Source organism: Bradyrhizobium sp. 134, assembly GCF_023074155.1.
Classification (GTDB): Bacteria; Pseudomonadota; Alphaproteobacteria; order Rhizobiales; family Xanthobacteraceae; genus Bradyrhizobium.
This window is the reverse complement of record NZ_JADPKX010000006.1, coordinates 315942-338091: the sequence shown is the minus strand read 5'-3', so window position 1 is coordinate 338091 and position 22150 is coordinate 315942. Positions and strand designations below refer to the sequence as shown.

At 63.8% G+C, this 22150-nt stretch carries 24 protein-coding genes; 13 read left to right on the top strand and 11 right to left on the bottom strand.

Annotation, left to right across the window (positions count from 1 at the left end; translation table 11 throughout):
• Nucleotide 1 precedes the first annotated feature (1 nt).
• On the bottom strand, nucleotides 2–1153 hold the full coding sequence (locus IVA75_RS02425; RefSeq protein WP_247287141.1) for a zinc-binding dehydrogenase: 1152 nt from the start codon (nucleotides 1151–1153) through the stop codon (nucleotides 2–4).
• A gap of 337 nt (nucleotides 1154–1490) precedes the next feature.
• On the opposite strand from IVA75_RS02425, the gene IVA75_RS02420 reads away from it, so the two are divergent.
• The 4 genes from IVA75_RS02420 (at nucleotide 1491) to IVA75_RS02405 (ending at nucleotide 5595) form a co-directional block, all read left to right on the top strand.
• Entirely contained in the window at nucleotides 1491–2738 is a 1248-nt protein-coding gene (locus tag IVA75_RS02420; RefSeq protein ID WP_256465166.1) for an MFS transporter, read from the top strand.
• A gap of 52 nt (nucleotides 2739–2790) precedes the next feature.
• The gene (locus IVA75_RS02415) at nucleotides 2791–3957 is read left to right on the top strand and encodes an MFS transporter (RefSeq protein WP_247287142.1); all 1167 of its coding nucleotides are present in this window, start codon (nucleotides 2791–2793) and stop codon (nucleotides 3955–3957) included.
• 68 nt (nucleotides 3958–4025) lie between these two features.
• On the top strand, nucleotides 4026–4637 hold the full coding sequence (locus IVA75_RS02410; protein WP_007602573.1) for a PilZ domain-containing protein: 612 nt from the start codon (nucleotides 4026–4028) through the stop codon (nucleotides 4635–4637).
• A gap of 331 nt (nucleotides 4638–4968) precedes the next feature.
• Nucleotides 4969–5595: a transglutaminase-like cysteine peptidase gene (locus IVA75_RS02405; protein WP_247287143.1), complete on the top strand. Its 627-nt coding sequence runs from the start codon at nucleotides 4969–4971 to the stop codon at nucleotides 5593–5595.
• Between the two features lie 120 nt (nucleotides 5596–5715).
• Here the strand turns inward: IVA75_RS02405 and IVA75_RS02400 are convergent, their stop codons facing one another.
• A complete protein-coding gene (locus tag IVA75_RS02400) occupies nucleotides 5716–7467 on the bottom strand; it encodes a CYTH and CHAD domain-containing protein (protein ID WP_247287144.1) in 1752 nt (583 codons plus the stop codon).
• A 331-nt stretch (nucleotides 7468–7798) separates the two neighbouring features.
• On the opposite strand from IVA75_RS02400, the gene IVA75_RS02395 reads away from it, so the two are divergent.
• Both IVA75_RS02395 and IVA75_RS02390 read left to right on the top strand, forming a co-directional pair.
• Nucleotides 7799–8611, top strand: coding sequence for a helix-turn-helix domain-containing protein (locus IVA75_RS02395; protein WP_247287145.1), 813 nt, complete (start codon nucleotides 7799–7801; stop codon nucleotides 8609–8611).
• 118 nt (nucleotides 8612–8729) lie between these two features.
• On the top strand, nucleotides 8730–9707 hold the full coding sequence (locus IVA75_RS02390; protein WP_247287146.1) for a tripartite tricarboxylate transporter substrate binding protein: 978 nt from the start codon (nucleotides 8730–8732) through the stop codon (nucleotides 9705–9707).
• A gap of 42 nt (nucleotides 9708–9749) precedes the next feature.
• On the opposite strand, the gene IVA75_RS02385 is transcribed toward IVA75_RS02390, so the two are convergent.
• Nucleotides 9750–10457: a GntR family transcriptional regulator gene (locus IVA75_RS02385; protein ID WP_247287148.1), complete on the bottom strand. Its 708-nt coding sequence runs from the start codon at nucleotides 10455–10457 to the stop codon at nucleotides 9750–9752.
• A 265-nt stretch (nucleotides 10458–10722) separates the two neighbouring features.
• On the opposite strand from IVA75_RS02385, the gene IVA75_RS02380 reads away from it, so the two are divergent.
• From IVA75_RS02380 to IVA75_RS02355, 6 genes are all read left to right on the top strand, one after another.
• On the top strand, nucleotides 10723–11709 hold the full coding sequence (locus tag IVA75_RS02380) for an ABC transporter ATP-binding protein (protein ID WP_027567792.1): 987 nt from the start codon (nucleotides 10723–10725) through the stop codon (nucleotides 11707–11709).
• Between the two features lie 42 nt (nucleotides 11710–11751).
• Nucleotides 11752–13041, top strand: coding sequence for a PotD/PotF family extracellular solute-binding protein (locus tag IVA75_RS02375; protein ID WP_247287150.1), 1290 nt, complete (start codon nucleotides 11752–11754; stop codon nucleotides 13039–13041).
• 4 nt (nucleotides 13042–13045) lie between these two features.
• Nucleotides 13046–14005 (top strand): ABC transporter permease, encoded by a 960-nt coding sequence (locus tag IVA75_RS02370; protein WP_247287152.1) that lies wholly within the window; start codon nucleotides 13046–13048, stop codon nucleotides 14003–14005.
• A 3-nt stretch (nucleotides 14006–14008) separates the two neighbouring features.
• Nucleotides 14009–14887, top strand: coding sequence for an ABC transporter permease (locus IVA75_RS02365; protein WP_247287154.1), 879 nt, complete (start codon nucleotides 14009–14011; stop codon nucleotides 14885–14887).
• 4 nt (nucleotides 14888–14891) lie between these two features.
• Entirely contained in the window at nucleotides 14892–15623 is a 732-nt protein-coding gene (locus IVA75_RS02360; RefSeq protein ID WP_247287442.1) for an aspartate/glutamate racemase family protein, read from the top strand.
• Nucleotides 15624–15798: 175 nt separating this feature from the next.
• Nucleotides 15799–16293 carry a hypothetical protein gene (locus IVA75_RS02355; protein WP_247287156.1) on the top strand — a complete coding sequence of 165 codons (495 nt, stop codon included), beginning with the start codon at nucleotides 15799–15801 and terminating at the stop codon, nucleotides 16291–16293.
• 173 nt (nucleotides 16294–16466) lie between these two features.
• Here IVA75_RS02355 and IVA75_RS02350 read toward each other — a convergent pair whose 3' ends face one another.
• The 5 genes from IVA75_RS02350 to IVA75_RS02330 all read right to left on the bottom strand — a co-directional run bounded on the left by IVA75_RS02350 (nucleotide 16467) and on the right by IVA75_RS02330 (nucleotide 18495).
• Nucleotides 16467–16829: a hypothetical protein gene (locus tag IVA75_RS02350; protein WP_247287157.1), complete on the bottom strand. Its 363-nt coding sequence runs from the start codon at nucleotides 16827–16829 to the stop codon at nucleotides 16467–16469.
• 103 nt (nucleotides 16830–16932) lie between these two features.
• The gene (locus tag IVA75_RS02345) at nucleotides 16933–17235 is read right to left on the bottom strand and encodes a hypothetical protein (RefSeq protein WP_247287158.1); all 303 of its coding nucleotides are present in this window, start codon (nucleotides 17233–17235) and stop codon (nucleotides 16933–16935) included.
• A 64-nt stretch (nucleotides 17236–17299) separates the two neighbouring features.
• Nucleotides 17300–17473, bottom strand: coding sequence for a hypothetical protein (locus IVA75_RS02340; protein ID WP_247287460.1), 174 nt, complete (start codon nucleotides 17471–17473; stop codon nucleotides 17300–17302).
• A gap of 71 nt (nucleotides 17474–17544) precedes the next feature.
• On the bottom strand, nucleotides 17545–18075 hold the full coding sequence (locus tag IVA75_RS02335) for a gamma carbonic anhydrase family protein (protein WP_027567784.1): 531 nt from the start codon (nucleotides 18073–18075) through the stop codon (nucleotides 17545–17547).
• A gap of 90 nt (nucleotides 18076–18165) precedes the next feature.
• A complete protein-coding gene (locus IVA75_RS02330; protein WP_007611845.1) occupies nucleotides 18166–18495 on the bottom strand; it encodes a hypothetical protein in 330 nt (109 codons plus the stop codon).
• 221 nt (nucleotides 18496–18716) lie between these two features.
• On the opposite strand from IVA75_RS02330, the gene IVA75_RS02325 reads away from it, so the two are divergent.
• The gene (locus IVA75_RS02325; RefSeq protein WP_247287159.1) at nucleotides 18717–19424 is read left to right on the top strand and encodes a hypothetical protein; all 708 of its coding nucleotides are present in this window, start codon (nucleotides 18717–18719) and stop codon (nucleotides 19422–19424) included.
• Nucleotides 19425–19585: 161 nt separating this feature from the next.
• Here IVA75_RS02325 and IVA75_RS02320 read toward each other — a convergent pair whose 3' ends face one another.
• The 3 genes from IVA75_RS02320 to cysE form a co-directional block, all read right to left on the bottom strand.
• A complete protein-coding gene (locus IVA75_RS02320; protein WP_247287160.1) occupies nucleotides 19586–20779 on the bottom strand; it encodes an FAD-binding domain in 1194 nt (397 codons plus the stop codon).
• Nucleotides 20780–20873: 94 nt separating this feature from the next.
• On the bottom strand, nucleotides 20874–21092 hold the full coding sequence (locus IVA75_RS02315) for a DUF3126 family protein (protein WP_027567779.1): 219 nt from the start codon (nucleotides 21090–21092) through the stop codon (nucleotides 20874–20876).
• A gap of 145 nt (nucleotides 21093–21237) precedes the next feature.
• Nucleotides 21238–22062, bottom strand: a complete 825-nt coding sequence (gene cysE, locus IVA75_RS02310) for a serine O-acetyltransferase (protein ID WP_007602549.1) — start codon at nucleotides 22060–22062, stop codon at nucleotides 21238–21240.
• Nucleotides 22063–22150 lie beyond the last annotated feature (88 nt).

The window sequence follows — 22150 nt, the reverse complement described above, 5'->3', positions numbered from 1 at the left end:
ACTATTCCACCAGCTCCGGCCACGGCACAATGGTCGACTTCACCGTCTTCATCGCCATCGCATCCCGCACCGCCTGCGCGACGCCCGCTTCGGTGAACGGGTAGATCGTCTGCATCTTCAGCCAGGGATATTTGTCACGGGTGCGGTAGAGCATGTCGACGCCGAGCGGCAGATCATTGCCGATAAAGCCCCAGGAGCCCAGCACATTGAGATCCTTGGTGCAGATGCGGTGCCACGAGGTCTCGATCGAGCCGGCGTCGGTGAACTGGCCCATCTCGACATAGGTGCCGCCGTCACGCAGCATCTCGATGCCTTCGGGGCCGGCTGAGGGGTGGCCCGAGCAATCCATCACCAGATCGGCGCCGAAGTGGCCTACGATCTCACGCACCCGCCCAATGCGATCTTGTGGTGACTTCAGTTCGTCGATGTTCACCGTCGCCTCGGCGCCGAACTCGCGCGCGAGCTTGAGCCGGGGCTCCTCCGGTGCGCCGACACAGATCACGCGCCCTGCCCCCATCTCCTGGGCAGCAGCGACCGCGAGAATGCCGATCGGGCCCGAGCCCTGGATCACCACGGTGTCGCCCCAGGTGAAACCACCGGCGCGGCTGGCGCGATTGAAGGCGCGGATGCAGGAGGTCAGCGGCTCCGACAGCGCACCCAGACGCAGCGACATGTCGTCCGGCAATTTGTAGATCTTGGTGCCCGGCAGCATGTCGAGATCGACATAGACATATTCGGCCCAGCCGCCCCACATGTGAGGCGCCTTGTCGAAGCCGAGATAGCGGCCGTAATAGACCGGCGTCAGGCACTTGTTGGCGGTCAGGGGATAATGGATGCAGTAATAACAGCGGCCGCAGGGCATCAGCGGCGGGATCATCACTTTTGATCCGACCTTGAGCGGCTTGCTCATGAAGTCCTCGGTGAATTCGTCGCCGCATTCGACGATGATTCCGCCGAGCTCATGGCCGAGCGTGAACGGCCATGGCAGCGGCCTCGGCCAATGTCCTTTCAGGATGTGCAGGTCCGTGCCGCAGACACCACAGGCACCGACCTTGATCAGCGCGCCCCTCTTGCCGACCTTCGGCCACGGCACGGTGCGGATGACGGGCTCGCTGCCCGGTCCCGCGTGGGTGCAGACGCGGATTTGGTCCATGGCTGTTTCCTCGATGCCCGCTTGTTATGATTGGTGGTGCAGGCTTGAGGCGAAGCGTATGTGAGATGCGCGGTCGTGCCAAGTCGTGGTTGTTCGTAGCCCGCATGAGCGAAGCGATATGCGGGAAGCAGCGGCCCCGGATGTCGCTTCGCTCATCCGGGCTACGGCGCCGCCGCAACCACCGCCGTCATCCTGAGGTGCGCGCTCTTGCGCGCCTCGAAGGATGACGGTTGAGCTTGTGGCAGCCGTGCATGGCTGGTGCCCAAGCACTCCCAAGTGTCTTGAGCGCTCATCGGCGACCGTGTAGGGACGGCTCACGTCCCACCCAGGTGCCCCCTTGAACCCCCTCCCCCAAAATCCCGTGGTCGCGTCCGGCTCGTTCGCGGCGATGAAGTCGGTGCCCTACCGCCTCCAGTTCATCGCTTACGTGCTGGCGATGATGGCGGACAATATCGAGCATGTGATCAGCTACTGGGTGGTATTCCAGAAATTCCATTCGCCGACGCTGGGGGGCTTTGCAGTGCTGTCGCATTGGCTGCCGTTCCTGCTGTTCTCGGTCGCGGTTGGCGGGCTCGCCGACCGGGTCGATCCGCGCCGCATCATTCAGTGCGGCATGCTGCTATTTATTGCTGCCTCGGCTGGATGGGGTTTCTTCTTCATCACCGACACCATCGAGATGTGGCACGCGATGCTGCTGCTGGTGATCCACGGCTGCGCCGGTGTGCTCTGGCAGACGCCGAACCAATTGCTGCTCTATGATCTCGTCGGCCCCGCCGATCTTCCGAGCGCGGTGCGGCTGAACGCGATGGCGCGCTATCTCGGCATTCTGGTCGGGCCCGCCGTCGGCGGAATCATCATGCTCACGCTCGGCACCTCGCATGGCATCATCTTCAACACGCTGTTCTATCTGCCGATGCTGCTATGGCTGTTCTGGGCGCCGGTGCGCGACAACAGCGTGGCCGTGCGGCGCTTCGCCGTGCGCGGCCTTGCCGACATCATGCTGACCATCCGCGCCATCGGCACCCAGCCGGTGCTGACGGCGATGACTTGGCTTGCCGGCCTCACCTCCTTCATGATCGGCAACGCCTATCACGCCCAGATGCCGGGCTTTGCCGGCGATCTCGGCCATGGCGATCCCGGAATCTCCTACAGCGTGCTGCTCGCGGCCGATGCTGCCGGCGCACTGCTCGCCGGCATTGCGCTGGAATCCTGGGGGCGGCTCAAGGGTACGCCGCGCACCGCGATCATGCTCGCGATGCTGTGGAGCGTGGCGCTGCTCGGCTTCGCCTCGGTGCGGATCTATCCGGTCGCGATCGTGCTGTTGTTCTTTGCGGGCTTCTTCGAGCTGTCGTTCAACACCATGGCGCAGGCGCTGGTGCAGTTGAACGCGCCGTCCGACATTCGCGGCCGCGTCGTCGGCCTCTACAATATGGCCGGGCTCGGCATGCGGGCCTTCAGCGGCATCACGGTCGGACTGTTCGGCGCGGCGATCGGCATTCACTGGTCGCTCGGGCTCTCGGCCGCGGTGCTGCTTGCGCTGCTATGTCTCCTCTATGGGCGCGCGGCGAGGAAGACGGCCGGTTGACTCCGGCGTCTCCCCACCGCACGCTCGATGTAGGGTTTGGGGAGATGAGGCGTTGCGCAATCGCTGGGGCATACTTGCGATCCTGTTCGTCGTTCGCCTCACCATCGCATTCCAGTTCCAGAGCGTGGCCGCGGTCGCGCCGCTGCTGCAGCAGAGCTTCGGCGTCGGACTCGCCGATATCGGCATCCTGATCGGACTCTATTTCACACCGGGCATCGTGCTGGCGCTGCCGGGCGGCGCGATTGGCCGCACCCTCGGCGACAAGCCCACCACGATCGTGGCGCTGCTGCTGATGACGGCGGGCAGTCTCGTCATGGCCACCACCGACGTCTGGGGCTGGCAGATGGCGGGCCGGCTCGCCTCGGGCGCCGGTGGCGTGTTGCTGACCGTGCAGCTCACCAAGATGGGCACCGACTGGTTTGCGGGCAAGGAGATCGCCACCGCGATGGCCATCTTCGTCAACTCCTGGCCGGCGGGCGTTGCGATCTCGCTGCTGGTGCTGCCAGCGATCGGCACGGCCTACGGCGCAGGCGCCGTGTTTCTCGTAGCCGGCGCGCTGACCGCGATCGGCATTGTGCTGATCACGTTCTACCAATCGCCGCCGGGAGCAACCGCCAGCGCGACCGGCTCCGGGCGGCTTGATCCGCTCGCGCTTCTGGCGGTGATCGTCGCGGGTGCGATCTGGGGCCTCTATAATGTCGGCTTCGCCATGATCTTCTCGTTCGGCCCCTCGCTGCTCGCCGAGCGCGGCTGGAGCATTGCCGCGGCGGGATCGGCGATCAGCCTCGTGATGTGGCTGTCGGTGATCTCAGTGCCGGCAGGCGGCTATCTCGCCGATCGCTTCAAGCGGCCGTTCGTGCTGGCGATCGCGGCCAGCCTGGTGGTCGCCGCCCTGCTGGCCTGGCTGAGCCGGTCCGACGCCGTGATCACGATCCTCGTCCTGATCGGCCTGTTCGGGGGCCTTCCGGCCGGCCCGATCATGAGCCTCACCGCCCGCGTGCTTGCCCTTGAAACCAGGGCGATCGGGATGGGCGTGTTCTACACTCTATTCTATGCCGCGATGATGCTGGGACCGGCCATTGCCGGCCGGCTCGCCAAATCGGCCGGCACGGCCGCGGTCGCGCTCGACCTCGGCGCGCTGACGGTGCTGGCCTGCCCGCCCCTGATGTGGCTTTTCGAACGCATTGTGTCTGTTCGTCATCGCCACGCCCGATCCTAACGCGGCATTAACCCTGTGCACCTTAGGGTCGTCCCGGACTCCGCCAGGCGGGGGGTCGGGTTGTGAAAATGGCGTTGGCGCACAAAAAATTTCTTCCGGCCGCCGAGGAACGTCGGCGTTTCCAGCGGGTGAAGGTTCACCTGCTCGGCCGCTACATGCTGCCGGACCGCCGTGAATTCCCTTGCCAGGTGATCAACATGTCGCCGGGCGGGCTGGCACTGCTGGCCCCCGGCATCGGCAATGTCGGCGACCGCGTGGTCGCCTATCTCGACCATATCGGCCGCGTCGAGGGCAAGATCACCCGCATCATCGACAATGGCTTCGCCATGACGGTCGGTGCGACACCGCGAAAGCGCGACAAGCTCGCGGCACAGCTGACCTGGCTCGCCAACCGCGACATCCTCAATTTGCCGGAAGACCGCCGCCACGATCGTATCGTACCGCGCAATCCGATCGCGGTGCTGACGCTCGAGGATGGCACCAAGATGACCTGCCGCATCATCGACCTCTCGCTCTCGGGCGCCGCCATCGCCGCCGAGAACCGTCCCCCGCTGAAATCGACGGTTCTGCTCGGCCGGGTGCAGGGCCGCGTGGTCCGAAATCTCGAAGACGGCTTCGCGCTCGAGTTCATGCATTCGCAGCCGATAGAAACTCTCGAAGAGAGCGTTACCGCGCGGTAAAGCGCCAAGGCACCAAAACCACTGCATTTCCAGTACTGAAGGCGGCCTCCGCGACGCGGACGCCGCCTTTTTCATGGGTCGTGACCTGCCTCGCGCGAGTTAACGCGGGCGCCGCCGATGCGTGCAAACAACGGTTCCGCCAGCGTTTCCGCGTTAATCGATAAAATTTGAATCAATTGCAGTCATATCGAATTTTATTCAAGTTTGACTCAAGTATAGATCGAATTCGCCGCGTGTTTTACTTGCATTCGTCTCGACTTGACTTGACTGACTTAGCGGCAACTCAAAAGCTGCCTGCGCAATGTGGTCCCAACAAGAAACGGGGGCCGCAATGTTTGATTTCAGGGGACAGGGGAAGGGAATGGCGCTGGCCGCCATGCTCTTCGGAATGAGCGCGGCAGCGCAGGCCGGCGAAGGCCGTCTGCTCTACGCAAGCCTCGGCGACACCACGCGTGCGCCGATCGGCTGGGTCGAGTTCTGTGCGGATAATGCCGCCCAGTGCCAGGGCGCACCGACGCAACCGCGCGACATCGTGATGTCGCAGGCTGCATGGCGCGACCTCGTCAAGGTCAATCGCTGGGTCAACGAGACCGTCAAGCCTTTGACCGACCAGGAGCACTGGGGCGTGATCGAAAAATGGTCGCTGCCGTCGGACGGTTACGGCGACTGTGAAGACTACGTGCTGTTGAAGCGCAAGATGCTGATCGATGCCGGATGGCCCCGCGAGGCCCTGCTCATCACCGTCGTGCGCGACAAGAAGGGCGAAGGACATGCGGTGCTGACGGTGAAAACCGACAAGGGCGAGTTCGTTCTCGACAATCAGAACGAGAACGTCGTTGCCTGGACGGAGACCGGCTACCGCTTCGTCAAGCGCCAGTCGCAGAGCGATCCAAACGTCTGGGTCTCGCTCGGCGACACCAAGCCGGCGGTCTCCACCGCCAGCGCGAGAGATCAGTAGAGACAAACGAAAGAGATACGCGACCCGGTCACATCCCCACCCCTCCCCGTCCCAGACCGGTTCGCGCGCGCCCAGCCATCCCCCAATGGCTGGGCGCAACTTTTTGGGGGCGTACTTCGCTTAGTCCTGCGGCGTCTGCCGCGACCAGGGCACGCGCGCGGCGGTGAAATCGCGCCATGTGCTTTGCAGGGCGGGCTGCACCCCGACCGACGCGCGCGCCTGCCAGCCGGCGATCGCCGCCGCGGCGATGGCGCAGTCGGGCTCGGCATCAAGCCCGTCGAGCAATGATGCCGTGACCGCCATATCGTTGAAGGCGCCAAGCTGCTCCTGCAGGCCGGCCAGCCTGCGCGAGAATTTTCGCGCGGATTTGCGATCTGCGAACAGCGGCAGCAGAAACTCGCTGAGATAGCGCAGCCGCTTGGTCGCGAGCCGCAGGCGGTGCAGACCTTCGGCGGAAAGCGACTTGAAGCGGCGGCCGCGCCTGAGCACCTTCGCATATTGCTCCGACAGAATGCGCTGCGCGAAGTTGACGGCGGGCTCGGCAAACTGGCCGAGATCCTGCGCGGCGACGTCGTTGCGCCAGCCCCGCGTCTCGATCCAGCTGCCGAGTCCGAGCAGGAACACGGCGCAGCGGCGATCTTCGAGCGCGCCATGCGCCTTGCGATAGGCGTCGGACTGACGCCCGGCCGCAGCCCGGCCCAGCGCATCGAAGCCCGCGACCGACGGACAGGCCTTTGCGGTCGTCGGCAAGGTCTCGAGCCGGAACACGTCCCAGTCGCGCGCGGCGGAGAGGTCTTGCGCCAGCCATCTGGCTTCCGACCGCAGCGCATCGAGATTGCTGAGCGCGCCGACCGACCGCATCAGACCCAGCGCAGATCGAAGCCGGCGCAGCGAGACGCGCAGCTGATGGACGCCTTCCGGATTACGGCCGTCCTCGGCCGCCGGCAGCGACTGAAGCAAATGGAGGAAGCAGGAGCGCAGGATTGTCGCGAACGCCTCGTCCAATGTCACCGGCGGATCGAGACGAAGTTTTCGCGGACGCCGCGCCGAGGGCGGCTTGTCGGCGGCAAGATCGAACCCGCGCGCCGATTTGGAGCGGATCGACGGCATTACGTCGCCGTGCTCCGCGAGCCGCAGCGCGATCTCGTAGATCGCGCTCGCGCTGCCGCTCTTGAGCTCCAGCTCGATCTCGCTCACGGGCAGTGAACGATTGCCGGCCGTCAACTCGCCCCGGTCGAAGGCGATCTCGACCGTGCCCGACGGCAGATCGATCATCCGCGCATGACGACGGACATCGGCGGTGACGACCGCTTCGAGCGGCTGCGCTTCCACTTGGCCACGAAGCTTCTCCGGAATGAAGGGCATCGCGAGAGCCAGATCGGGCGCAAGCGATGGTACGCTCGCCTCCCACTCACTACGGCGGAGCGGATCGTCCGCCGCATCAGTCTTCACGGTTTGGACGAAGCGCGCGCCGCTCTGACGAACGCGCAAGCTCAAGCCGTTGCGACGCAACGTCCGCTCCGGCGTGTCGTAATAGACGGACTTGAGATGTTTGCGCGTGCCCTTGTTGCGCGCGTTCGCCGCGATGACGGGCGCAGCGTTGAAATGCGCCATGCGATCGGCATCGACGAGAAGCTTGAGCTCGATCTCACCGGCCCCATGCGCGGCAGCGCTCGACCGGAGTGGTTCCGTTGCCAGTTCCACGTCTTGCGAAGGCGTCTGATCGATCACGGGTTCAGCGACTACTTCGGCGGGTTCACGCTGCCTGAAGAAGCCGGCGACAACTTGCGTTCTCTTGTTGTCCTTCGCAACAGGATTCCCATCCCGCGCGCTCGGATGCTTGCGAACCGGCGTTGCATCTGACTTCAGCATTTACAGGTACATGACAGTTCGATGACAGAGCGTCATCCTATAGCCGGTGCGCCTCGCCAGGACTAGTCACGTGACGTCGCAGCGCCCGACCGTCCACACGCGTTGCGAGCGCACAATCCAGCTTGACCACAGGAACTAAATTGCCGCCGGGCGGAGCAAGCGATCGAATTGACTGCGAATTCCGCTCTACTCGAAACCGAAATGAACGCGTCAGCGGACTTGACTCATCATGGCCTTCCCGCAATCGGTGACGATGGCATCGAGCGCGCTGCCCTGTCCCCCCGGCCGTTGCTTCATCGGCTAGCGGCACAGGCAATCACAAGGAGCTGCCATGACGTCGTTCCGTCCCGTCATCGCGTTGTCCAGGGGCCTCGAAGTCCTGCGGGTGATCAATCAGGAACGGCAGTCGACCGTCGGCTCGCTGCACAAGGCAACGGGGCTCAACAAGGCGACCATCGTCCGCATGCTCGAGACGCTGGAGCACGAAGGCTATGTGGTGCGCCGTACCGAGCCCACCAGCTACGCGCCGACGGGACGCGCGCTGCTGCTCAGCGCAGGCTATGACGAGCCGACCTGGATTGGCGGCATCGCCGAACCCATCCTCAACAAATTCCGCAAGCAGATCCACTGGCCGTCAGACATCGCGGTGCTCGATCAGGAGTCCATGGTCATCGCCCACACGACGCGCGTGGATGGCTCGCTGCTGTTCAGCCGCCCGCCGGGTTTTCGCTTTCCCGTCCTCGGCACCTCGATGGGACGCGCCTATCTCGCCTTCTGCGAGCCCGCCGAGCAGGAGCGCATTGCCGCGCGGCTTGCCCTCGGTCCCGAGCCCTGGAACGATCTGGCGCGCAATCCCGACAAGCTCACGAAGGCGCTGCGCACGATCCGCAAAGCCGGTTTCGCGGTGATGGACGAGACCTACAGCCGCCGCGTGTTCGGCGGCGCAGTGTGGGCGATTGGCGTACCCGTCGTTTTGCGGAATCGGCTGTTCGGCAGCATGAACGTGATGATGCTTCGCGAGGCGGTCGGTCTGGAGGACGGCGTGCGGCGCTTCGTACCTTCGATGAAGAAAGTCGCTTCCGCACTTGCGGAGGCGCTCGGCGCCAAGCTTGCCGCGCCGGGTTCTCCTGCAGGTCGGCAATGATCATTTCACACAGTGAAACGATATTTTGATTTCTTGACCCTCCTCATTGCCCGTGTGACACCTCGTTGCGGTGGCTGCCGGCTGCCCAATGACACACTGGGAAAAGGGGGAGGCCGAAGTGCGGACATCCGCGAAAATTTGGGCTGCCGCGATTGCATGCCTGACGATAGCCGCTTCTGAAACGGCTTGGGCCGAAGCGTGGCCGACCCGGGCAATCAAGATCGTCGTCTCCACGCCGGCAGGCGGCATCACCGATGCCTTCGCCCGCGCGTATGGCGACTATATCTCGCAGAAGCTTGGCCAGCCGGTCATTGTCGAAAACAAGACCGGAGCCAGCGGCGCGCTGGCGGCACAGTCGGTGAAGGATTCCCCGGCCGACGGCTACACGCTGATGTACACGATCTCGTCCACCCTGCTCGGTAACCGGCTGCTGCTGAAATCGCTGGCCTATGATCCGGACAAGGATTTCACGATCGTCGCGGTGACGCCTTCGGGGCATCTACCGCTGGTGGTCCATTCCGCCACCAATGCAAAGACGATCGAAGAGTTCGTCGCGTACGCACGTGGCAACAAGGTCACGGCCGGCTCGTACGGGATCGGCTCGTTCGCGCATATTGCGATCGCCGAGCTCAACCGCCAATTCGGTCTCGACATTTCCATCGTGCATTACCGCGGCGAAGCGCCGATGTGGCAGGATCTTGCAGCCGGCGTGATCCAGGCGGCGGTCGGCAGCTATCAGGCTGCGCTTCCGGTGCTCGATACCGGCATCGGCCGCCCGATTGCCGTGCCGACACCGGTGCGCATGAAGAAGCTGCCCGAGACCAAGACATTTGCCGAGCAAGGGGTCACCGGCAATGTCTTCCAGCTCATCAGCTTTACCGCGCTGGTAGCGCCCGCTGCGATGCCGGAAGACCGGATCGACATGCTCGCCAAGCTGATGGTCGAAGGCGGCAAGACCGAGCGCGTGCAGAAGCTGCTCGATGCCTTCGGCGTCGATTCGCCGGCCATGGATCGCGCATCCTCGATTGCGCTCTACGAAAAGGAAGGGCCGGTCTGGCTCGAGTCGATCAAGACTCTCGGATTGGAGCCGCAATAGCCGTCGCCGTGCCCACCCGGGTGCGGACGCGCCTCGTTGAGCTCAGAGCCCGAGCACGTCCGCGAGCCGCAACTCGTCGGCGGCGGGATCCTTCAGGAACAGCTCGGCCTCGATCTCGTTCAGATGCGACAACATCTGCGCGCGCGCGGCCTCCCTGTCGCATTTGCGGATCGCGGCGACGATCCCGGCGTGATGATCGGTGCCGCAGGCCGGCGTGTCGTGCCGGCGGTAGAGCAGGATGATCAGCGAGGAGCGCGCAATCAGCTCCTTGAGAAAACCGAGATAGATGCTGTGGCCACTCATCTCGGCGACGAGTCGATGGAAGTCACCGGAGAGGCGGACCGAAGCACGAGCATCGCCACGCAGCTCCGCCTCGCGTTCTTCGGCAAGATGCCGCTGGAGACGCCCGATCCAGGCCGGCGACACCGCGTCAACGGCGTGATCGACGATCGTCGGCTCGATCAGGCGGCGCGCCTCGAACACTTCGCGCGCGTCCGCAGGCGTCGGCCGCGCGACGAAGGCGCCGCGGTTCTTCTCGATGTTGACGATGCCCTCATGCGCGAGCTGTTGAAGCGCGGTGCGAACCAACGTTCGGCTTGCGCCGTAGATCTCGCCGATCTCGTCCTCGCCGAGTTTCGTGCCGGGCAGCAGGCGATGCTCGAGGATCGCCGCCGTCACGCCTTCCCGGATGCGGCTGACGCGATCGCTCGCATCTGGCGCGTCGGATTTCGGTCGGGACTTGGCGGCCATGGGGGTGAGGACTCGATCGTCGAAGATGGCGTCGAATCCTAATCGACCAGCTGTATCCAATCACAGGCGAAACTTTATACAATCTGCGCCTGTTTTGTGTGCACGCAACTGCGAAAGCGGCGAGCCGCCCACGCCCGTGGGATTCGATCTAACGATCTGACTCCGCTGCACTGTTTTGGAATTCGGCCGGCCGAGAACGATTCAAGGGCGATTGGCATGGACCTTGCGGAGAGAGGCGCAGCATCGCCCTCGCCCCGGACACGCCATGGCCACTCCTGCCGCCCTCGAACTGGTCGCCGTCACCAAGCGCTACGACACGACGCTGGCGGTCGACACCGTCAATTTGAAGATCCCGGCCGGCACCTATTGCTGCCTGCTCGGCCCCTCCGGCTGCGGCAAAACCTCGACCTTGCGCATGATCGCGGGTCACGAGGCGGTCAGTGAAGGCGACATCATCCTGGGTCCGCAGAACGTCACCGATCTCGAACCCGCCAAGCGCGGCACGGCGATGATGTTCCAGTCCTACGCGCTGTTTCCGCACCTCACCGTGATCGACAACGTGGCGTTTGCCCTGAAAATGCGCGGCATCGACCGGGCGACGCGGCACAAGCGCGCCGGTGAGTTGCTCGAGCTGGTCGCGATGACGCCCTACGCGGCCCGCCTCCCCGCACAGCTGTCTGGCGGCCAGCAGCAGCGCGTCGCGCTCGCCCGCGCGCTGATCACCGAGCCGCAGATCCTGTTGCTCGACGAGCCGCTCTCTGCGCTCGATCCGTTCCTGCGGGTGAAGATGCGGGGCGAACTGAAGCGGCTGCAGCGCGAGCTCGGCATCAGCTTCGTTCAGGTCACGCACGGCCAGGAAGAGGCGATGGCGCTCGCCGACCACATCGTGGTGATGAACCAGGGCAGGATCGAACAGCAGGGAAGTGCCCGTGACATCTTCCATCACCCCCGCACCGAATTCGTGGCGCGCTTCATCGGCGGTCACAACGTCCTCAGCGACGCAGGCAAACTCATCGCCGTGCGCGCCGATCAGCTCGGCATCGTGCCGATCGCCGACGGCGCGGTCGGCGCGCCGGCGCTGCTGACCCAGACTGAATACCAGGGCTCCTACATCGCCGTCTCGCTCACGCTCGAAGACGGGACCGCCCTGTTCTCCCATCTTCCCGAGGCTGCCTTCGACGTCCACCAGTTCCGGCCGGGCGATCGCGTGCTGGCCACCTGGGATCCCGCCAAGGCGCAACGTCTGCAATAGCGCCCATCAATCACCGGAATGCGCAACAGAGGAGTGAGTTATATGACCGAAACGACCAGGAACAAGGGCCTTAGCCGCCGCACGCTACTGAAGAGCACCGCGGGTCTCGCCGGCCTTGCCGCCGGCTCCGGCGCCATCACCGGCTTCCCCTACGTGATGTCGGCCGAGCCGAAGGTGCTGCGCTATCTCGGCACCGCCGTGAACGAGGGCGACGAGATCTCCAAGCAGTGCCTGAAGGACACCGGCATCAAGATCGAATACATCACCGCGACCACCGACGACGTCACCAAGCGCGTGATGACCCAGCCGAATTCCTTCGACGTGCTGGACACCGAATATTTCGCACTGAAGAAGATCGTGCCCTCGGGCAACATCCTTGCCCTCGACGCCAGGAAGATCAAGGAATTCGACAACATCACGCCCGTCTTCACCAAGGGCCAGACGCCCGGCGGCAAGAAGATCGGCGGCCAGGGTACCGCACCCTGGAAGGTGCTCTATCTCGAAGGCAAGGACTCCAAGAAGTTCGCGACGTCCGCGACCGAATTCGTCACCCTGATCCCGACCGTCTACAACGCCGACACGCTCGGCATCCGTCCTGATATCATCAAGCGTCCGATCAGCTCGTGGGCCGAGCTGCTCAATCCCGAATTCAAGGGCAAGGCCTCGATCCTCAACATCCCTTCGATCGGCATCATGGATGCCGCGATGGTCGTGGAAGCCACCGGCAAGTACAAATATGCCGACAAGGGCAACATGACCAAGGAAGAGATCGATCTCACCATGAAGGTGATGACCGAGGCCAAGAAGGCCGGTCAGTTCCGCGCCTTCTGGAAAGACTTCAACGAGAGCGTCAACCTGATGGCCTCGGGCGAGACCGTCATCCAGTCGATGTGGTCGCCGGCGGTGACGAAGGTCCGCTCGATGGGGATTGCCTGCACCTTCCAGCCGCTCAAGGAAGGCTATCGCTCCTGGGCCTCGGGCTTCTGCGTTTCCAAGGGCGTCTCGGGTGCGAAGCTCGAATGGGCCTATGAGTTCGTCAACTGGTTCCTGTCCGGCTACGCTGGCGCCTATCTCAACCGCCAAGGCTACTACTCCGCCGTGCTCTCCACCGCGAAGGCTCATATGGAGCCCTACGAGTGGGCCTATTGGATGGAAGGCAAGGCGGCCGAAAAGGACATCAAGGCGCCCGACGGCTTGCTGCTCGAAAAGGCCGGCGCCGTGCGCGACGGCGGCTCCTACGAGGACCGCATGGGTGGCGTCGCCTGCTGGAACGCTGTGATGGACGAGAACGACTACATGGTCCGCAAGTGGAACGAGTTCATCGCGGCGTAATCTGATGGACACGTCGGAGGACATTTTGCAACAGGCATCCCCGGACCTGGTCCGGGGATCGGAGACGGCGCGCCGCAGCAAAGCGGTGCGGCTGTCGCCCTCCTTCATCTCCTGGCTTCAGGCCGGGCCGATGATGCTGGTGTTCCTCGCCTTCTTCCTGATCCCGCTCGTCTTCGTCGTCATCGTCTCGTTCTGGGACTACAACGAATATCAGTTGCTGCCGGCTTTCTCGGGCCGCGGCTACACCGACACGTTCGAGGGCTGCATCGCGCAGCTCCCCGATCTCTGCACGATCGCCAAGACTTATCTGAAGACGCTGAAGCTCTGCTTCCTCGTGTGGGTCATTACCCTCTTCATCGGCTTCTGGGTCGCCTACTTCCTCGCCTTCCACGTCAAGTCGAAAACCTGGCAGATGGGACTGTCGCTGCTGTGCACGATCCCGTTCTGGACCTCCAACGTGATCCGCATGATCGCCTGGATTCCGCTGCTCGGGCGCAATGGCCTTGTCAACTCAGGCTTGGTCAAGACGGGGCTGATCAACCATCCCGTTGAATGGCTGCTGTTCTCCGAGTTCTCCGTGGTGCTGGCGCTGGTTCACCTCTTCACCTTCTTCATGGTGGTGCCGATCTTCAACTCGATGGTGCGCATCGATAAATCGCTGATTGAGGCCGCCTATGACGCCGGCGCCACCGGCTTCCAGACGCTCGTCAACGTCATCATCCCGCTCGCCAAGCCCGGCATCGTGATCGGCTCGATCTTCGTCATCACCATCGTGATGGGCGATTTCATCACCATCGGCGTGATGGGCGGGCAGCAGATCGCGGCCGCCGGCAAGATCATCGAGACCCGGGTGAACGCGCTGCAATTCCCGGCCGCCGCCGCGAACGCCGTGATCCTGCTCGTCATCACGTTCCTGATCATCACCATGATGTCGCGCATCGTCGACATCAAGAAGGAGCTCTAGAGCATGAAGGAAGGACGCCCGCGCTCTTTCTACGTGCTTGCGATCTTCTTCGCAGCCTACACGCTGTTTCTCTACGGCCCGATGATCGCGATCTACGTGCTGTCGTTCCAGGGGCCGCAGGGTGGCCTCACCTTCCCGATGAACGGTGTGTCGACTTTCTGGATCGCAAAACTGTTCCAGGGCACCGGCATCGTCGATCTCGGCGCGGCCTTTCGCCGTTCGCTGCTGCTCGGCATTATCGTGATGATCGTCACCGTCGTGCTGTCGGTCGCGGCGGGCATGGCGTTTCGCCGCAAGTTCAAGGCGCAGAGCATTTTGTTTTATTCGGCGATCGCGAGCCTGATCGTGCCCTCGATCATCACCTCGCTCGGCATCTCGCTCGAATTCCGCATCATCGACGATTTGATCAAAGCGCACTGGAACGAGAATTTCGAGACCTCGATGGGCCTGCTCACCTCGGGCCTCGGTGCACATTTGACCTGGACGCTGCCGTTCGGCCTGCTCATCATGTTCGCGATCTTCAACCGCTTCGATCCCAGGCTCGAGGAAGCCGCGCGCGATCTCGGTGCGACGCCGTGGCAGGCCTTCCGTCATGTCGTGCTGCCGATCATCCTGCCTTCGGTGATCGGTATCGGCCTGTTCGGCTTCACCCTCTCCTGGGACGAGCTCGCACGCTCCAGCCAGGCGATCGGTGCGGTGAACACGCTGCCTCTCGATCTCCAGGGCCTCACCACCACCGTGACCAACCCCGACATCTATGCGCTCGGCACCGTGATCTCGGCGGTCTCGTTCACGGTGATCACGCTTGCGCTTGGCACCATCCACATGCTCAACAAGCGACAGGCGGCCAAAGGCTCGGACGCCGGCAAAGGGCTTGTCTGATCTGATGCGACTCCACGTCGTCAACCCCAACACCACGGCGTCGATGACCGCGAAGATTGCCTCCGCGGCGCGCAGCATCGCCCTGCCCGACACATTGATCGACGCGCGCCAGCCTACGATGGGCCCGGTCTCGATCGAGGGATTTTACGACGAGGCCTTCGCCGTCCCCGGCATGCTCGGCTGCATCCGCGAGGCCGATCGCGACGGCGCGGACGCGCATATCATCGCATGCTTCGACGACACCGGCCTCGACGCCGCGCGCGCCGCGGCAAAGGCACCCGTGATCGGCATTGGCGAGGCCGGCTTCCACATGGCGAGCCTGATCGCCGCGCGCTTCGCCGTGGTGACGACACTCGGTGTCTCCGTCGTGCCGATCGAGCATAATTTGCGAAAATACGGCCTGGCTGAGCGCTGCGCCCGCGTCCGCGCCGCCGAGGTGCCGGTGCTCGCATTGGAGGAGCGCAACACCGACGCGCTCGCAAAAATCTCCACGGAAATCACGGCCGCGATCCGCGACGACCGCGCAGAGGCCATCGTGCTCGGTTGCGCCGGCATGGCCGATCTCGCCAATGAACTCGCCGCCACGCACGGCCTGCCCGTGATCGACGGCGTCGCCGCCGCGGTGACCTTGGCGGAATCACTGGTGCGACTCGGACTGAAGACCTCCCGGCTCGGGCCCTATGCGGCGCCGCGCTCGAAGACCTATTCAGGTCCGTTTTCGCCGTTTCAGCCCTGATCTCTGCCCTGACGGGCGTTCCGAGGCCTCAAGGCCTCATGATTGTTGGTTTTTTTGCTCTTAGCCTCTTTTTGGTCCCATTCCTTGCCGAAACGTAACGCTTTCGGGACACCCGGCGGTCTCAGGGTTGCCGGTCTTCGCCACTCACCAAGTTTCAATTTGGGTTTTGTCAGCGATGATCGATCTCGCAGAGGACGCACCGTCCAACCCGCTTCTTCGCCTCGGCGCCCAGCCCATCGCGCTGACCGCCGCCGCCCTCCTCCTGCTGATCGCCGGTGTGACCTCGATCGCGATCTGGCGCGCCTATACCGGCTCAGCTCCCGAGACCGACCGGGCGGTGGCATCGCGGCAGCTTCAGGCTCGCACCGCCCAAGCCTCCGAGCAGTTGGTCGAGAAGACCAAGGGGCTGGAAGCAACCCAGCAGGAATCGATTGACCAGCTTCAAGTCGTGCAGGACCAGCTTCAGAGTGTGAAGCGCTTGCTCGCATTCCAGCAGGCCGACACCAAGCGTTTGTCCGAGCAGGTCACGACACTCAACGAGTCCATCGACGGCCTGCGGCAATCCTTTGCCAGCGCCCGGGCGAGCGAGGCGGAGCCTCCCTCGGATACCCTCAGGAAACCTGCACGGCATCGTGTCCATGCCAATGCACGCAAGCGCTCGCGCGGCTGAGCAGCCGGCCCGCCTAAATTTTTGGACTTGTGAACTGGATCACATTCGCCCGTGTGATTCCAAGCGATGCTCGCCATTACCGGATGGCGTGAGCCGATTTCAATGTCCGGGGCTGGCAAGGTCGTTGACGGTATATTGCGTCAGCGACCTTGTTTTTTAACGGGTACCGCCGCCTATTCGCAGACATCTACGGGGCGGATGCGCCAGCCCGACGGCGTCATGACGCGCTTGCGCACGACGTAGCAGCTGCCATAGCCACCATCGTCGTAGCCGGTACCATAGTAATAGGGATTGCCGTAATACGGCTGGCCATAGCCGTAATAGCTGCCGTAATAACCCGCGCCGGCGATACCCGCCCCGATGGCGATTCCCGGCCAGAAGCCGCCGCCGCGCCAGCCGCCTCCGTGGCCCCAGCCTCCGCCATGGCCCCAACCGCCGCCACCGTGGCCGAAACCGCCCCGCGCCTGGGCCGCCTGTGGGGCCGACAGCGCGACTGCCGCGACGGCGAGCGCCGCCATCATCATCTTGCGTAACATCACTCGATCCTCCGCGTGGAGACGCTCCACGCTTCAAAGCAGGACCAAGCTAATCGGCTTGCGGCGTTCCTGACAGCTTCACTGTCTCACTTCCGCGCGAGCATCAGCAGCCGCGGCAGATGCTCTTGAGCTTCCTGTCGAGCAGCCGGTTCTCCGCGTTGACGGCGGCGTCGGTGGATCCGCCCGCACCGGTCCCGGTGGTGGTTCCGGAGGAGGCATTCGTTCCCGATGACTGCGCCGTACCTAGACTGTTGGTGCCAGGCGCGGGAGCCGGAGAATTGGCGACACCTCCGGCCGATCCTGCGGAGCCGCCGGCGGCTTGCGCAAACGATACGGCCGGCATCGCGGCGAGGGCGAAGATCACGATCACGGTCTTGATTGAACGGGCTGTAGGCAAGCTGGCCATCGAAATTCTCCTTCGCCCGTCAACCGCCGCAGCCAACACCGGTTCCGGAACAAATGCCGTCGCATCAGCTTGAAACCGGGAAGGCGGGCACGATCACGCTCAAGCTGATCTTCTGCTCCAGAAACAGAAAGGCGCAGTCACGATGAACGATCGCGATGCTTTTGCAGAAGGCGAACGCGCGGCGCGTCAAAACATTCCGGCGGAAGCCAATCCGTACCAGGACGGCAGCGACGAGCATGCTCTATGGTCCGCGGGGCACGAGAAGGTCGCAAGCGCACTAGAAGCGCGCGAGTCCGAAGGAAGCTGAGCTCACCCGATCCGCTTGAGGCCCTTCGTGAAGCGCGGGCCGTTCGCGACGTAGAACTTCGCCGCGCTGCCCATCTTCTGCACCTGGGCGTCGTCGAGCGTGCGGATGACCCGCGCCGGCGAGCCGATGATCAGGGACCGTTCGGGGAATTCCTTGCCCTCGGTGATGACGGAGCCGGCGCCAACGATGCTGTTGCGGCCGATCCTGGCGCCGTTCATCACGATGGAGCCCATGCCGACGAGTGCGCCCTCCTCGATGGTGCAGCCGTGCAGGATGACGTTATGGCCGACCGTACAGTTCCTGCCGATGTGAAGCGGAAAACCGAGATCGGTGTGGCAGGTCGATCCGTCCTGCACGTTGGCGCCCTCGCCAATCTCGATCCACTCATTGTCGCCGCGCAGCACCGCGCCGAACCAGACACTCGCGCCCGGCTTCAGGCGCACGCGGCCGATCACGGTGGCGGTCTCGGCGATGAAGTAGTTGCCGTCGGCGGGAAGGTCGGGCGCCTGCCCGTCGAGCTCGTAGATCGCCATGAGGGTCTCCTGTCGGGTCAACCCCAGCCATAGCGAAACGGCAGCCTTGACGCAAAGGGCTGCCGCGCAGGCAGCCCTACAGCGCGCGCATCAGACCAGAACGCCGGCCGCGCGGAGCGTCATCAGGAAGAAGGTGCCGCTCATCATGCTCCAGAAGCCGGCGATGACGGTGGCCATCATCACGAATTCGACGCGACGGCTCTCCAGCTGCCTGCCGCGCAGGGTGTTGCGCATGATGATGAAAGGCGCCGCGAACACCAGAAACGGAACCGCCGCGAAGGTCTTCGGCGCCACGCCGTCCTGCAACAGACCGAAGCCGGCGGGCCGCTGTGCGACCGTCTGGTATCCGCTCACGAGCGCGCCTGCGAGCGCGAATCCGATGCCGATCGAGAAGAATGTATTGAGAGCTTCAGGTGTCATCGGAACGGTCCGCCCTTACGCAACGCCAGAGCCTTCCTGTGACAAAGAGTGCCGGTTAACGCTACATTATCCTTAAGGGAAGGTTAACGCCGCCAGCCGTCCCACGCAGGCCTCTCTCCCTTCCCTGCAGCCGGTGAACGCTCCGCGAAATCGCCACCACGTGGCATATTCGCCGCTGATTCGTCGGCCATCCGCCGACTTCCGGCTCATTCGCGCGGCTCATGACGGTGTTTTCGGCAACCTCCCCTCAGTCTCCCCGGGCGCGCACCCGGGGCCACGTGATCCCGATCGTGCTCGGCGGCATTGCCGCGGTGTGCGCCGTCGCGCTCGTCGCCTATTTGTTGTGGCCGACCTGGGGCTCGAGCGGCGCGAGCGCCCCGGACAAGCTGCCAGTGAGCGTCGGCGGCACGCTGTTCAACCTGCCGACCAACGCGATCCGCATGAAGATCCAGCGCCACTCCGGGCCGCAGGAGCGGATCGATCTCGACTTCCTGTACCCTTCGCTGGAGCCGCCGGGCGCGCCGAAGCACGTCACCGCCGACAGCGTGGATGCGGCGATGCAGCCGATCGACCGCATCTTCCTGTCGATCGCCGCGCATCGCGATGCGCTCTCGCCCGAGCAGCGCACCGCCACGATCTATCCGCGCTATCTCGACCAGGCCGCGGCAATGCCCCAGGACGGACTGACGATGCGGATGTTCCGCGCCGATACGCCGTACGGCAGCGAGGATCTCTATTCTGCCGCAAGTCCGGCGCTGACCGCGCGCTGCACCCGCGATGGAGCGACGCCCGGCATGTGCCTCGCCGAACGCCGCGTCGGCGGCGCCGACCTCACCTTCCGCTTTCCGCGCAGCTGGCTATCGCAGTGGCGCGATGCGGCGGAAGCGATGGAGAAGCTGACGACGCAGTTGCGGGGACCGAAGGGGTAAGCGGCCGCGCGGCCCCAAGCCTCCAAAACAAAAACTGCGAAAACAACCCCATGCACAGTAGCCAAGTGCCTGGCATGACTTCGTATTTTCGAAGCCAGCCTGTGAAAATTCGCCCCCGCCGACAATTCGTCTTTTTCGAAAAATTCAAAGCCCCGGGCCATTCAAACGCCGATCACCTTGCGATCGCTCCAGCGATAAGTCGGCAGATCCAGCTTGTCGGCAAGGTCTCGGCCGATGGCGAATTTCGCCGCGCCCGGCAACGAGAACGCCTTCACGACCTGATTGCGAAACCACAATCCCCATGACGTCCGCGGCGCAAATGCCGCGGCGAAGCGCTCCGCTCCGCGCTGCTTGGCGCCGATATAGCTGCGAAGGCGGGTCTCATAGGCGCTGAATGCTTCCTCGTGGCGCCCGCCGGCGCGTGGGAGCTCTCCCGCAAGCACATAGGCAGAGATCATGGCCAGAGCCGAGCCCTGCCCGGCGACGAGCGAGACGCAGAACGCAGCGTCTCCAATCAGCACGACGCGGCCCCGCGACCAGCCGTCCATCCTGATCTGGCTGACCCGGTCGCAATACAAATCATCGGTGCGCTCGAGTTCGTTCAGAATGTCTGGGCATTCCCAGCGGGCGTCGCGATAGAGATCCCGCAGCTGTGCCTTCTGTGCGGCAGGCTCGCCTGCATCACCGCGAAACACGAAGAGGAACAAGGTGCGATCATCGCGCAGCGCGAAACGGCCAACCATACGGCCCGGCCGGTTGTGCATCAGGTACACATTCTCGTCGCGATGGCGATAGCCGCGGGTCTCGAATGCCGCGACGCCATAGCCGAGATTTCTTTCGAACGTCCCGATCGAGCCGAACGCAAGGGCGCGCACCTGCGAATGCAGGCCGTCAGCCCCGACGACGAGATCGAAACGTCGGCTCCCGCCCCGCCGCAACTGGACGTCGACCCCCTCAGGCTGCTGCTCCAGGCCAACGATCTCCTCATCGAAGATCGTTTCAACACCATCGCGGACCGTACCGTACAGCAGGCGCGACAGATCGCTTCGTGCCAGAGTGACGTAACGCCCGCCTGTGAGATCGTCGAGGACGTTCGTACCAAATCCGGCGACTCGCCGGCCGCGACCGTCGACGATCCGCATTTCCCTGACGCGGTAGCCGGCGCTTTCGATCGCCGGCAACAGCCCCATCCGTTCGGCGATGTCGTAGCCCAGTCCCCAGAAATCGATCACGTAGCCGCCATGACGAAGCGCGGGCGCGCGTTCAACCAGCGTCGGCTCGTAGCCTCCGGCACGCAGCCAATACGCGAGCGTAGGCCCGGCAATCCCCGCCCCGGAGATCAGCACTGTTCGCATGGACGGAATGTGGGAAAAGCGTCGGCTGATCGCACCGCCGCGTCAGACACTAAATGGTGAGGGCGAGAAGTTCCGTCTCACCAATCGCGTCGCATCACTCCTGATCGACGAGATCGTCCTCGAGGATCGCCATCTGGAACTGGAACGAGCGATCGTCGTCCTCATCATCGACGAAGAGCACACCGATGAATTCCTCGCCGATATAGACCTCGGCGGAATCATCCTTCTTCGGCCGCGGCACGACGCGGATCTTGGAATTGCCGAATACGCGCTTCAGGTACGCGTCGAGCTTCCTAACTTCCTTCACGTCCACGGCAAGTCTCCAATCGAAATCTGGGTTGGCGCGGGTTTTAGGACGAGACGCGACCAACCGCCAGCATGAAAGAATTTTGGGGCGAAGGGGGCGGAAAAATCCGCCCCCTTCCGACAAGCTCGACGTCCCCTCTCAAAGTCCCATCTCAAAGTCCCATGGCGTTGATCATCTGATCCATGGTGCGCGACGGCTCGGCGCAGCCGGCTTCGCCGACGACCTTGGCGGGCACGCCTGCGACCGTGACGTTGTGCGGCACGGGTTTGACCACGACCGAGCCCGCCGCGATGCGCGCGCAATGGCCGATCTCGATATTGCCGAGGATCTTCGCGCCGGCCCCGATCAGGACGCCGTGGCGGATCTTCGGATGGCGGTCCTCGTTCTCCTTGCCGGTGCCGCCGAGCGTGACGCCATGCAGGATCGAGACGTCGTCCTCGATAAGTGCCGTCTCACCGCAGACGAAACCGGTGGCGTGATCGAGGAAGATGCCGCGGCCGATGCGCGCGGCGGGGTTGATGTCGGTCTGGAATACCGCAGACGCCCGGCTCTGCAGATAATACGCAAAATCCTTGCGGCCCTTCAGATAGAGCCAATGCGCGAGGCGGTGGGTCTGAATGGCGTGGAAGCCCTTGAAATAGAGCAACGGGTCGATGAAGCGCGAGGTCGCGGGGTCACGGTCGTAGACGGCGACGAGATCGGCGCGGAACGCGTTGCCGAGATCGGGATCGTCGCGCAGCGCCTCGTCATAGGTCTGGCGCACGAGATCGCCCGACAGCGCGGAGTGATCGAGCCGATCGGCGACGCGATGGATCACCGCATCTTCCAGGCGACTGTGATGCAGCACCGTCGAATAGATGAAGGTCGCAAGCTCCGGCTCGCGATGGACGATGTCCTCCGCTTCGCCACGGATCCGATCCCAGATCGGATCGAGCGTTGCGAGCTTTCCTCCCGGATTGACCTGATGCACTGCCATGAGATCTGCTCTTTCGAATTGGCTCGTTTCACTGGTTCTATAACACAGTCTAGGCGACAAAGTCCTGACGGGCTTGCCTGAGAGTGAA